This window comes from Novosphingobium sp. B1, assembly GCF_900176395.1.
Taxonomy (GTDB): Bacteria; Pseudomonadota; Alphaproteobacteria; order Sphingomonadales; family Sphingomonadaceae; genus Novosphingobium.
Genome location: NZ_FWXL01000003.1, coordinates 425,991 through 438,337, shown reverse-complemented (window position 1 = coordinate 438,337; position 12,347 = coordinate 425,991). Strand labels below are relative to the sequence as shown.

The 12,347-nt window shown below is 63.8% G+C and carries 9 protein-coding genes and 1 pseudogene; 1 reads left to right on the top strand and 9 read right to left on the bottom strand.

What is annotated here, in order from left to right:
- Positions 1-830: 830 nt before the first annotated feature.
- The 8 genes and pseudogenes from B9A23_RS07985 to B9A23_RS07950 form a co-directional block, all read right to left on the bottom strand.
- On the bottom strand, positions 831-1,571 hold the full coding sequence (locus B9A23_RS07985) for a hypothetical protein (protein ID WP_084278309.1): 741 nt from the start codon (positions 1,569-1,571) through the stop codon (positions 831-833).
- A gap of 53 nt (positions 1,572-1,624) precedes the next feature.
- On the bottom strand, positions 1,625-2,800 hold the full coding sequence (locus tag B9A23_RS07980; RefSeq protein WP_084278308.1) for an acetyl-CoA C-acyltransferase: 1,176 nt from the start codon (positions 2,798-2,800) through the stop codon (positions 1,625-1,627).
- A 3-nt stretch (positions 2,801-2,803) separates the two neighbouring features.
- Positions 2,804-4,396, bottom strand: coding sequence for a class I adenylate-forming enzyme family protein (locus tag B9A23_RS07975; RefSeq protein ID WP_084278307.1), 1,593 nt, complete (start codon positions 4,394-4,396; stop codon positions 2,804-2,806).
- Between the two features lie 14 nt (positions 4,397-4,410).
- Positions 4,411-5,652, bottom strand: a pseudogene (locus tag B9A23_RS07970) (3-hydroxyacyl-CoA dehydrogenase NAD-binding domain-containing protein); the annotation flags it as partial.
- Between the two features lie 37 nt (positions 5,653-5,689).
- On the bottom strand, positions 5,690-6,922 hold the full coding sequence (locus B9A23_RS07965) for a serine hydrolase domain-containing protein (RefSeq protein ID WP_084278305.1): 1,233 nt from the start codon (positions 6,920-6,922) through the stop codon (positions 5,690-5,692).
- Between the two features lie 10 nt (positions 6,923-6,932).
- On the bottom strand, positions 6,933-7,730 hold the full coding sequence (locus B9A23_RS07960; protein WP_254895044.1) for a thioesterase family protein: 798 nt from the start codon (positions 7,728-7,730) through the stop codon (positions 6,933-6,935).
- 214 nt (positions 7,731-7,944) lie between these two features.
- Positions 7,945-9,225: a glucose/galactose MFS transporter gene (gluP, locus tag B9A23_RS07955; RefSeq protein WP_084278304.1), complete on the bottom strand. Its 1,281-nt coding sequence runs from the start codon at positions 9,223-9,225 to the stop codon at positions 7,945-7,947.
- A gap of 117 nt (positions 9,226-9,342) precedes the next feature.
- A complete protein-coding gene (locus B9A23_RS07950) occupies positions 9,343-10,230 on the bottom strand; it encodes a LysR family transcriptional regulator (RefSeq protein ID WP_084278303.1) in 888 nt (295 codons plus the stop codon).
- 99 nt (positions 10,231-10,329) lie between these two features.
- On the opposite strand from B9A23_RS07950, the gene B9A23_RS07945 reads away from it, so the two are divergent.
- Positions 10,330-11,442 (top strand): S-(hydroxymethyl)glutathione dehydrogenase/class III alcohol dehydrogenase, encoded by a 1,113-nt coding sequence (locus B9A23_RS07945; RefSeq protein ID WP_084278302.1) that lies wholly within the window; start codon positions 10,330-10,332, stop codon positions 11,440-11,442.
- A 62-nt stretch (positions 11,443-11,504) separates the two neighbouring features.
- Here B9A23_RS07945 and B9A23_RS07940 read toward each other — a convergent pair whose 3' ends face one another.
- A complete protein-coding gene (locus B9A23_RS07940; protein ID WP_084278301.1) occupies positions 11,505-12,284 on the bottom strand; it encodes an SDR family oxidoreductase in 780 nt (259 codons plus the stop codon).
- Between the last annotated feature and the right edge of the window lie 63 nt (positions 12,285-12,347).

Here is a 12,347-nt window from a genome sequence, read left to right as displayed (position 1 = left end):
CCCCAGACTGGTCAGCCAGGGGCGGGTTCAAACATGGGTCAATTCTCAGTGGAAATTTATGCCCCTACCGGGTCAATTCTCAGCGGAAATCTACAGGCTGGCGTCAGTTAACCGCCGCACCGCACTCGCCACCGCCCGTTTACGTCACCCCGGGCGAAGACCCGCGGTCCCGATTAACCTCCAAGCGCACCGCCAGAAGAAGCGAGACCCGGATCAAGTCCGGGGTGACGGCGGGTTTTGGGCGTTGGCGGACGCTGTCCCAACGTCGAGGAGGGGGAAAGCGGTAATTGCTGACCGCATGTCTGAGGTGCAAAATGCGACAATGAATCTGCGCAGACTATACACATTCTTGGTCATCTTTGCACTTTGGGGCGATACGGCTTCGGCTCGCTCCAAGGATAGCGCCCATATCGCGGCGGGTGGGGGCCACTGCGGAAGACCTCCAGTTTGGTGGGCTCAAAATCTTGAAGATCTGCAGACTTTTCACCTCATTACGGTTGGTCCTGGCAGCAGATTACGATGGAACGGCAAACGCGTTTCGTTTGCTCAGTTGGAGTCGCGGCTCAAGACTATTGGGAGAGGCCGGCTTGCCCTTGCCAATCAGGTAGGTATCAGATTGGCGCAAAATGGGAGTTGTGCAACCCGGCGGCTAGTCCGAGCGACGATGGAACGCTTATTGGATTGCCGAGCGTCTATGTGCCGCGACGGTGATTTAGATCAACCACCGCCGCCGCCTCACGATTTCTGAGTTTCTGAAAAAACAAAAGTCTGGCGAGGGCTTCGTATCCGGATAGGCAGCTGGTTGTCGCGCTCGCCACCAGTCTCATCCCTCACAAAAAATTATTCGGCCAGATCATCGTCCGCCACATGTGCGCGGTCGGTGAACTATCGAAGCCGAGCCCTTCCTCCGGCTCGCGGAAATTCCGTGCGATGACGCCCTCCAGCGCTTCCGGCTCCACCACCGGGAAGTCGTCGAAGAAGTAGGTATCGTAGAGCGTCACCTGTCGCGCGGTCATGTACCATTCGTGGCCGCGCGCGTATTCGGCATCGCGCAGCAGGTATTCCGGCACTTCGTAGTCCGGCCCGAAGAACTTGTGATAGCTGTCGGGGTAGGCATAGCCGACGCTCTCGTCCGGCACATAGCGCAGCGCCTGGTGGTACTTCACCGCAAAGGCCACTTCCGGATCGACATAGGGCGAAATCAGTTGCGCGCTCCAGTAGCCGTGATCGGCGCGGATCAGGCAGCCGTTGGAAATGTCGTGCAGCAGGCAGGCGAGCACGACCTTTTCGGGCAACCCATCGTCCAGCGCACGCTTGGCGCTGACCAGGAGGTGCCGCACGGTGATATCGCCAAAGCGGCAGCGGAAGAAGTCGAGCAGGCGCGGGCGTTCGGGCATGCGGGGCAGGGCGGGGTTGTCGCCCATCATGAACACCGTTTTCGGGTTCAGGAGCTTGAGCAGTTCGGCCTCGTTGTCGACGAAGTCGGTGCCCTTCCAGCCCACCGGCGAGTGATAGATCAGCCTCTCACGCCCGGCCTGCGGCCAAGGGCGGGTATTGTCGTTTTCATTCATGCACAAAGGGTAGGCGCGGCACCGCCCGTGGGCAAGCGCCGCGCCTCACCGGATCACAGCACTTCGAACAGTCCCGCAGCGCCCATGCCGCCGCCGACGCACATCGTGACCACGACGTACTTCGCGCCGCGGCGCTTGCCTTCGATCAGGGCGTGGCCGGTGCAGCGCGCGCCGGTCATGCCATAGGGGTGGCCGATCGAGATCGAGCCGCCGTTGACGTTGAGCAGGTCATTGGGAATGCCGAGCTTGTCGCGGCAGTAGAGCACCTGCACGGCGAAGGCCTCGTTCAGTTCCCACAGGCCGATGTCGTCCATCTTCAGGCCGAAGCGCTGCAGCAGCTTGGGGATTGCGAAGACCGGGCCGATGCCCATTTCGTCAGGCTCGGTGCCGGCGACGGCCATGCCGACATAGCGGCCGAGCGGCGTCAGCCCGCGCTTGGCGGCCATTTCCGCTTCCATCACGATCACGGCGGAAGAACCGTCCGAAAGCTGGCTGGCGTTGCCCGCCGTCACGATGCCGCCTTCGATCACCGGCTTCAGGGCCTGCAGGTTCTCGATCGTGGTCGAGGGCCGGTTGCCCTCGTCCTTGGTCAGGTGGATGTCCTGGAAAGTGATCTCGCCAGTTTCCTTGTTCTGCACGCCCATCGAGGTGTCGACCGCGACGATCTCGTCATCGAACTTGCCTGCGGCCTGCGCGGCGGCGGTGCGCTGCTGCGATTGCAGGGCGTACTCGTCACACGCCTCGCGGCTGATGCCATAGCGCTGGCCGACGATCTCTGCGGTCTGCAGCATCGGCATGTAGATCGCCTTGTGTATCGCCATCAGGCTCTTGTCCGGCGCGACGCGCATGTCCTTGGTCTGGACAAGGCTGATCGATTCCTGGCCACCGGCCGCAACCACGTCCATGCGGTCGATGATCACCTGCTTGGCAGCGGTGGCGATGGTCATCAGGCCCGACGAGCACTGGCGGTCCATGCTCATGCCCGAAGTGGTGATCGGCAGGCCCGCCCGCAGCGCGACCTGGCGGGCGATGTTGCCGGCCTGCGCGCCCTGCTGCAAAGCCGCGCCCCACAGCACGTCGTCGACTTCGGCGGGGTCGATCCCGGCGCGGGCGACTGCGGCCTGCAGCGAAAGCGCGCCGAGCGTCGCACCCGGCGTGGCGTTGAAGGCCCCCTTGTAGGCGCGCCCGATGGGCGTGCGGGCGGTGGATACGATTACGGCGTCACGCATGTCTCATGCTCCTGCTGAGGATGTTTTTTCGAGGGATGTGGCGGCGAGAATGGGGTTGCCGCCGAACTTGTCGCGCAATTCGCGCTTGAGCACCTTGCCGATCGGGCTGCGCGGGAGTTCGTCGACCACCTCGATCGCGGAAATGCGCTGAGTCTTGCCAAGGCGGCTGTTGGCCTCGTGGAGGATTGCCTCGGGATCAGCGGACGGATCAGCGAGCACGACGATGGCCAGCGGCGTTTCGCCCCAGGCATCCGACGCCACGCCAACGACGGCGGCCTCCTTGACTGCGCTTTGCCGCGTCAGTTCCGCTTCAAGGTCGCTCGGATAGATGTTGAACCCGCCCGAGATGATCATGTCCTTGGCGCGGTCCATCAGTATCAGGAAGCCGTCCTCGTCAAACTTGCCGACATCGCCGTGGCGGATGTAGCGCCGGCCTTCGCTGTCATGCCACTCAACCTCGCGGGTCTTGTCGGCCTTGTTGTGATAGCCGTTCATCATGATCGGCGAATGGCCGACGATCTCGCCCACTTCGCCTTGCGGCAACTCTTGGCCGTCCTCGTCGATGATCTTGATGATGTGGCCGGGCGAGGGCTGGCCAACGGTGTGCAGCTTGTCGGGGTGCAGGTGCGCAAGCAGGATCGCCGTCGCGCCGCCCTCGGTCATGCCATAGCCGTCGGTCAGGCCGCCGGGCCAGCGCTTGAGCACATCGGCCTTGAGCCACGCCGGGAAGGGCGCGGAAGTGCAGGATTTCAGCTTGTAGGATGACAGGTCGAAGCTGTCGAAATCAGGCACTTCCATGATCCGGCGGTATTGCACCGGCACCAGCATGGCATGGGTCACCCGTTCACGCTCCGACAGTTCGAGGAACTTGCGCGCATCGAACTTGCGCATCAGCACCACTTTGCCGCCTGCCGTAAGCGCGGGGAGGAAGCTGACCAGCGTGGTGTTGGAATAGAGCGGGGTCGAACAGATCACCGCCGTATCATCGCCATAGCCGCCCGGGATCGTGCGCCGCGCATATTCGTGGCGCATCTTGTGGCTTTGCACGATGCCCTTGGGCGCGCCGGTGGTGCCCGAGGAGTAGATGATGTTGAACGGGTCTCCGGGCAGCGGTGTGCGTTCTTCCGGCTTCGCTCCGGCTTCGGCCATCCAGGCGCTGAACGGCTCGCCCGCGTCGCTGTCGTCGAGCGCGATGCGCTTGACGCCTGCCGGCAGGTCCAGTCCGGCGAGGCGGTCCGAAATATCCTTGTCCAGCAGCAGCACGCGGCTTCCGCTGTCTTCGAGCATGGCCACGATGGTTTCGGGCGTGGCGGTAGAAGTCAACGGCGCCGCCACCGCGCCTGCCCGGATCGCGCCGAGAAAGGCGAGCCCGGTCGTCACCGCGTTCATGGCGGCAATGGCGACAGGCTCGTTCGCCGGCACGCCTTCGCGCTGGAGGGCGGTGGCGATGCGGTCGAGCAGGGCGTCCATCTCCGCCCAGCCGACAGTGCGGTTCTGGTCCGCCAGGGCCACTGCCTCGCCCCGCCTTGCGGCGTGGGCGCGCAAGATGGCGCTGAGCGGCGTGAACTCGCTTTCGACGATATCCTCGATCCGCATCACCGCGCTCCGGTTCAGTTGAACTTCTCGCCCGCAGCAGCCTTGCGCTCCAGCAGAGGCGCCACCGGCAGGCCGTGCTTCTTCAGGCCGGCAACGACGGTATCGAGCCCGATATGGTCGGCCCAGAACATCGGACCGCCGGTCCACGCCGGCCAGCCATAGCCATTGAGCCAGACGGTATCGATGTCGCTCGCCCGCTGGGAAATGCCTTCCTCGAGGATCAGCGCACCCTCGCTGATCATCGGATAGAGCAGGCGCTCGCGAATCTCGTCCTTGCCGATCTCGCGCTGCGGCTTGCCTTCCTTGGCCGCAAAGTCGGCGATGATCGCCTTGACCTCGTCCGAAGGGGTGCGCTGGCGGTTGTCGTCGTAGTCGTAGAAGCCCTTCTTGGTCTTCTGGCCCCAGCGACCGACCGCGCAGAGCGCGTCGCGCAAGCTTTCGATGCGGTTGGGATCGCGGTGCCAGCCGATGTCCACGCCAGCCAGGTCGGCCATCTGCCACGGCCCCATCGGGAAGCCGAACTCGAGCAGCGCCTCGTCCACGTCCCAGTAGTTCGCGCCTTCCATAATAAGAGCGTGGGCCTGGGCCTGACGGGGAGAGAGCATGCGGTTGCCGATGAAGCCATGGCACACGCCCGAGACGACCGGCACCTTGCCGATCTTCACCGACAGCGCCATCACGGTTGCCAGCTGCGCCTTGCCCGTTGCCTTGCCGCGCACGACTTCCAGCAGCTTCATCACGTTGGCGGGCGAGAAGAAGTGCATGCCCAGTACGGATTCCGGCCGCGAGGTGGCGGCGGCGATCTCGTCGATATCGAGGTAGCTGGTGTTCGAAGCCAGGATCGCGCCAGGCTTTGCCACCTTGTCGAGCCGCCCGAACACGTCCTTCTTCACGTCCATGCTTTCATAGACCGCTTCGATCACCAGATCGGCCTCGGCCAGCGCGCCAAAGTCCAGTGTGGGGGTGAGGCGACCCATCGCCGCCTCGGCGTCGGCTGCATCCATCTTGCCGCGCTTGACGGTGTTCTCGTAGTTCTTGCGCATCGTCGCAACGCCACGGTCGAGCGCTTCCTGCGTCATTTCGACGATCGTTACCGGGATGCCCGCGGTGAGGAAGTTCATCGTGATGCCGCCACCCATTGTGCCGGCACCGATCACACCGACGCGGTCGATCGGCAGAAGCTGCGTTTCAGCGGGAATGTCGTCAATGGTCGCGGCAAGCTTGCGGGCAGCGTCGATGTGCTCCTTGGCACCGGTCACGGGGTTGGACATCGTGTTCTCTCCTAAGGCTGGATCAGGCGCGGCTCGCAGCCAGCGCGCTGTAGATCAGCGTCTTCAACTGACGCCGGATGGGATAGACGGACGAGGGATAGAGTTGGGTCATGAAGACCGCGTGGATTTTCTCCACCGGGTCCACGAAGAAGGCGGTCGAGAAGATGCCGCCCCAGTAGAACTCGCCAGCAGAGCCCGGCACCAGTGCCCGCGCCGGATCGATGGTCATGCCAAAGCCAAGGCCGAACCCCGCCCCGGCGTTGTAGGCCTCGCTGAACAGCGCCTTTGACACCTGCGTCAGGTCCGCGCCGCCGGGCAGGTGGTTGGCGGTCATCAACTGAAGCGTCTTGGGGCTGAGAATGCGCGCGCCGTCAGCCGCGCCGCCGTTCACCAGCATGCGGCAGAAGCGATGGTAGTCAGCCGTTGTCGACAGCAGCCCGCCGCCGCCGCTTTCGAAGCGCGGCACCCGACGCGTGCCGGACTTCTCTGCCGGATCGAACAGCTGTGGCGGCTGCCCCGCCTGATACGCCCACGCATCGGCCAGCCGGTGCGCCTTTTCATCCGGACAGTGAAATCCGGTATCGACCATGCCCAGCGGTTCGAAGATGCGCGTGTGCAGGAACTCGCCCAGGCTCATGCCCGAAAGCCGTGCAACGATCACGCCCAGCACATCGGTGCCAACCGAATAGTTCCAGGCATCGCCCGGCGCGAATTCGAGCGGCAGCTTGGCCAGTTCTTCTATGAAATGGTCGTTGCCCGGCAGGCTGGCATGTCCATCAAGCCGCGCCTTGCGATAGGCGGCGTCCACGTTGGTGCGGTTCTGGATGCCATAGGTCAGGCCAGACTGGTGGGTGAGCAGATCGACCATGCGCATCACCGGGGCTGGGCGCGCGGGGAAGAAGTCCATCTCGCCGCCGCCGCCGGTATAGACACCGAGGTTGGCAAACTCCGGGATCACCTTCGTCACCGGATCGTCCAGTGCGACCTTGCCTTCCTCGACCAGCATCATGAAGGCAACAGACGTCAGCGGCTTGGTCATCGAGGCGATGCGATAGATCGCGTCGGTCGCTACTGGCGCGCCATCCTCGCGCGCACGGCCAGCGGTATGCCGATAGACCGCCTCGCCATCGCGGGCGACCAGCACGTCAAGGCCCGGCAACCGCCCGCTGGCGATGTAATGCTCGTCGAGGTAGGTCCCGATCCGGTGCAGCCGATCAGGCTCGAACCCCAGCGATTGCGCGTCGGCCAGTTCCATCTCGTTCCCCTCAGCCAAAGATCGCGACACTCTGCAGACCGTGCATCACCTGCACGCCATCGGCATTCCACATCCGCAAGGTTTCGCTGCTGAAGCCGTCGGCCATGTGGTTGGATGCCGTTTCAAGCAGCCACCATCCGTCACGGGTTTCGGGCGTTTCGCCCAGCAGCGTGAAAGCCCAGTTGATCGAACTGATCGGCCCCATGCGCTCCATCGCCCGCATTGATCCAGGCGGCAGGGTATCGCCGATCAGCACCAGTTCTCCCACCGGATCGAGCCCGGAGCGATCGCGCAACCGTACCCAGCGGCGAACCACGCCAGGCCGGCGATCCTCCTTGGCCTCGCCGCGCCGCAATTCGAAATTCTTCACAAAGTGCAGGCCTTCGGGCGAGCCCAGTTCAGGAAGATCGGAGTAAGGCACGAAGTTGTCGGCGCGTGGCGCCTCGACGCTGCCGTTGGAGGCGCGTGAACTGCCGAATACCCAGGCGGCGCGGTGGGCCAGGTTTCCGCCGCTTGTCAGATCGGTCTGGATATTGGCGACGCTCTTGCCTTCGCGCACGCTCGAGACCGCAATGTCCACGTCCGACCCAACCGGTGCAAGAAAGCTGATCTGGGCACCGCGCAACGGAGGCAAGTCCGGCCGCGCCTTGCGCGCAGCGGCATAGGCGAGGAACGATGAGGCGCCCCCATACATGGTGCGGCCCTGCAGCCATCCGTCAACACCGCGCACTGTGAATGCTGGGCCTTCGCCCGCCATCTCGGCTGCCTGAAGGCCGATTGCCCGTTCGCTGATGCTGCCCGCTTCCAAATCGCTCTCCCGGTCGCATGTCTGCACGACTCTGTGGATCCAAGAGCTAGTGGAAGTTTACGTAAAGGGAAAGCCCTGCCTGTATGCGTTCGACCTTCCGCGCAGCACCGGCCGACGACTGACGCTACGGCATGCTTGCGCGCTCCGGGCAAAAAAATTCGGCCCCGACAATCATGCCGGGGCCGGATCGAAGTGTGATCTGAAAAGAGGTGGCTTAGTGAATGCTTTCGCCGCCCGCACGGCGCAGGATCGGCGCACGCGCGGCCGAGGCGGCAAACACCATGAGCAGGCCATAGCACACCAAGGGCACGAGGAACGAGGTGAAGATCCCGGCGTGGTCGGTCACGGCACCGGCCAGCGCCGGTATCAGGGCGCCGCCGATGATCCCGGTGCACAGCAGGCCGGAGGTTGCTTCCTCGCTGGCCGATGAGCGCTCGAGCGTCAGGGTGAAGATGACGGGGAACATGATCGAATTGAACAGGCCGATGGCCAGCGCCACGTAGCCCGCAGAGATGCCACCGACAAGGAACAGGTAGGCGCACATTGCCGCTGCGATGAAGGCAAACAGGGTCATCAGGCGCGCAGCGGGGAAGCGTGCGAGCAGCACGGTTCCGATCGCACGGCCGACCATGGCGCCACCCCAATAGAATGACACGGCCTTGCCGGCCTGCTCCAGGCTAACGTTCCAGATGCCGGGATTGTTGAGATAGAAGGCCATCTGCGTGCCGATCGTGACTTCGGCTCCGACATAGAGGAAGATGGCTGCAGCGCCGAACACCGCCCAGCGTGAGGAGAACGCCTGGCCAAGCAGTGCAGCGATACCGCCGGTTTCCTGCGCCGGGGGCGCAGCGGCCGAGATGCGCGAGCGATTCAGGAAAAAGAATGCAAGGAGGACGATCAGCAGTCCGCAAATCCAGAAATAGGCGCGGTCGATCCCGGCGAGCGCAGCGTCACGCACTTCGGGGGTGAGGGCGGTGCCTTCGGTCACTTCCACGCCTTTAAGGAACAGCGAGGCCCCCAGCGCCGGGCCAAGGAAGGTGCCAAAGGAATTGAACGTCTGCGAAAGCGTCAGGCGGAAATGGCTGCCTTCGGGCTTGCCGAGCGCTGCGGCCAGCGGATTGGCGGCCACTTGCAGCACCGTGATTCCCGTCGCCAGCATGAACAGGCCTGCCAGCACGAGCGGATAGGAAGCGATGTTGGCCGCCAGAAGCATGACAAGGCACGCCAACACCATCGTGACAAGCGCCAGCAGGATGGCCGGAACCGCGCGCAGCTTGCCGATGATTGCGGCTGCCGGGAAGCTCATCACGCCATAGGCGATGAAGAACGCAAAGGCCGAAAGCTGCGCTTCCAGAGTAGTCAGCGTGAAGATGCCCTTCACTGCGGCCACAAGCGGATCGATCAGCGAGGTGATGAATCCCCATGCAAAGAACAGGACGGTTACCGCCGCGAAGGCGGTCTTCTGTGAACCCGAACCGGCTGAACTTGCTGACACTTCTCTCTCCTCGGCCGACCGCTATGGGATCGTTCACGTGATCGTCTAGCCAGCCTTGTCAGCGATGTCATCGCGTTTGCATAGGTATTAACGCAATGGTTGCGCTACCTTATGGCATCAACCCCTCGTCATCACCGGGAGCAGTTCGCGCCGGAGTTTCTCGATCAGCCGCTGCACCTTGGGGAGCAGGTGCCGTCGCTGCGGATAGACGGCCCAGATCGGATCGTCTTCAGGCCTGAATTCGGCAAGGACCTCGATCAACGCGCCATCGGCAATGGCACGGCTGACGTAGAATTCCGGAAGCTGGCACAGACCAAGGCCGGCCATCGCGGCGTCGAACACCGCCGTCCCATTGCTGCACCGCCAGCGTCCCCGCGGGCGGATCGTGCGCACTTCGCCGTCGACGACGTATCGCCACATGTCGAGCGTGGCGGGGATGCAGTCGTGCATCTCGAGGTCGTCTATCGTCGCAGGCGTACCGTGTGCCGCCAGATAGGCAGGCGAGGCGCAGGTCACGATCCCGCGCGTGGCGATCTGCGTGCGGATCAGACGGCTGTCGGGCAGGGTGCCGGTGCGGATGGCAAGGTCATATCCTTCCGAGACCAGTTCGACCACGCGGTTCGACAGGTCGAGTTCGACCGACAGCTTGGGATATTCCTGCACATAGGCGCGAACGATCGGCGCCACGAAGCGCTCGCCCAGCGCGGTCGGGCAGGTAATCCGCAGATGTCCCTGCGGCTCACCCTGCAGATCGAGCATCGCAATCGCTTCGTCGCGTTCGGCAATCAGGCGGCGAAACTGATCGACCAGCGTGCGCCCGGTATCGGTCAGGCTGACCGCCCGCGTGGTGCGGTGGAAGAACTGCGCGCCAAGGCTTTGTTCAAGCCGCGCGACGGCGCGGCTCACGTGCGACGTCGAAGTGCCCAGCCGCTTTGCGGCCGCCACGAATGTGCCGGTATCGGCAACGGCCACCACTTCGTCTATCCCGTCCCAGCGATTGCTCATTGTTCTCGTCTTGCAACAGTGTTTCGCATATTGTGCAATTTAACACTGACGTAGCAATTATGCTAACGCGCCGCCACATCCAAAGGGAGACCGGACACCATGAAGACCCGCGCCGCCGTAGCGTTTGCGCCCAAACAGCCGCTCGAAATCGTCGAGCTCGATCTCGAAGGCCCCAAGGCCGGCGAAGTTCTGGTCGAGATCATGGCCACGGGTGTGTGCCATACCGACGCCTACACCTTGGACGGCTTTGACAGCGAAGGCATCTTCCCCAGCGTGCTGGGCCATGAAGGTGCAGGCATTGTCCGCGAAGTCGGCCCCGGCGTCACCTCGGTAAAGCCCGGCGATCACGTGATCCCGCTGTACACCCCCGAATGCCGCCAGTGCAAAAGCTGCCTTTCGGGCAAGACCAACCTGTGCACCGCGATCCGCGCCACGCAGGGTCAGGGCCTGATGCCCGATGGCACCAGCCGCTTCTCCTACAAGGGCCAGACCGTCTTCCACTACATGGGCTGCAGCACCTTCTCGAACTTCACCGTCCTCCCTGAAATCGCGGTCGCCAAGATCCGCGAGGACGCGCCCTTCCAGTCCGCCTGCTACATCGGCTGCGGCGTAACCACCGGCGTCGGCGCCGTGGTCAACACCGCCAAGGTGCAGGTGGGTGACAATGTGGTCGTCTTCGGGCTCGGCGGCATCGGCCTCAACGTGATCCAGGGCGCTCGCCTTGCCGGGGCAAACAAGATCATCGGTGTCGACATCAACCCTGATCGCGAGGAATGGGGCCGCAAGTTCGGCATGACCGACTTCCTCAACAGCAAGGGCATGAGCCGCGAGGATACCGTGGCGAAAATCGTGCAGATGACCGACGGCGGCGCGGACTACACCTTCGACGCTACCGGCAACACCGAAGTCATGCGCACCGCGCTTGAAGCCTGCCACCGCGGCTGGGGCACCTCGATCATCATCGGCGTTGCCGAGGCCGGCAAGACCATCGAAACCCGCCCGTTCCAGCTGGTGACCGGTCGCAACTGGCGCGGCACCGCGTTCGGCGGCGCCAAGGGCCGCACCGACGTGCCCAAGATCGTCGACATGTACATGACCGGCAAGATCGAGATCGACCCGATGATCACCCACGTCATGGGCCTCGAAGAGATCAACACCGCGTTCGACCTCATGCACGCGGGCAAGTCGATCCGCTCGGTCGTGGTGTTCTGAGGCCCTGACCAGCTTGAAGAAAAGGCCGGCGGGACGTTGGTCCCGCCGGCCTTTTTCTTGCCTCACATCGCCGAGATTCCGCCGTCCAGCTTCAGCTCCGCGCCCGTCATGAACCGGCTTTCGTCGCTCGCGAGGTAGAGCACGCCCGCAGCGATGTCGTTCGGCTCGCCGACGCGGCCCAGCGGGATCTGGCGGGCGAGCTTGCCCATGACCACGTCCTTGTCGATATTCGCGTTTGTCGCGATGCCGTCGAGGATCGGCGTGTCGACGAATGTCGGGTGCACCGAATTGCAGCGCACGTCCCAGCCGCGCTTGGCGCAGTAGAGCGCAACCGACTTGGTCAGCATCCACACAGCTGCCTTGCTGGCATTGTAACCGGGCATCGTGTCCGAGGCGATCAGGCCGGCGATCGAGCTGATGTTGACGATCGAGCCCGGCTGGTTGTCGCGCAGCAGGGGCAGGGCCTTCTGGCAGCCGAGAAAGACGCTGTCGACGTTGATCGCAAAGCCGCGGTGCCAGTCCTCAAGCGTGCAGGTTTCGATATTGCCGCGCACGCCGACGCCGGCATTGTTGACCAGCACCGAAAGCCCGCCAAGCTCCTGTGCAGCGAGCGCAACCGCCGCGTCCCAATCAGCTTCGCTGGTCACATCATGCCGCATGGCAAAGGCTGTTCCATCGCCGAGTTCGGCGTTGATCGCCTCGGCCTGCGCTGCTGCGCCATCGCCGTTGATGTCGGTCAGCAGGACGCGCGCGCCCTCGCGGGCCAGCATCCAAGAATGCGCCGCGCCCAGTCCCTGCGCTGCGCCCGTCACAAGTGCCTTCTTGCCCTGAACCCTGCCCATCGTGTCGCTCTCCTGCTTTCCGTTTGCGTCAACGAAGCAAGTTGCGCGGCTCCACGCAAGCCT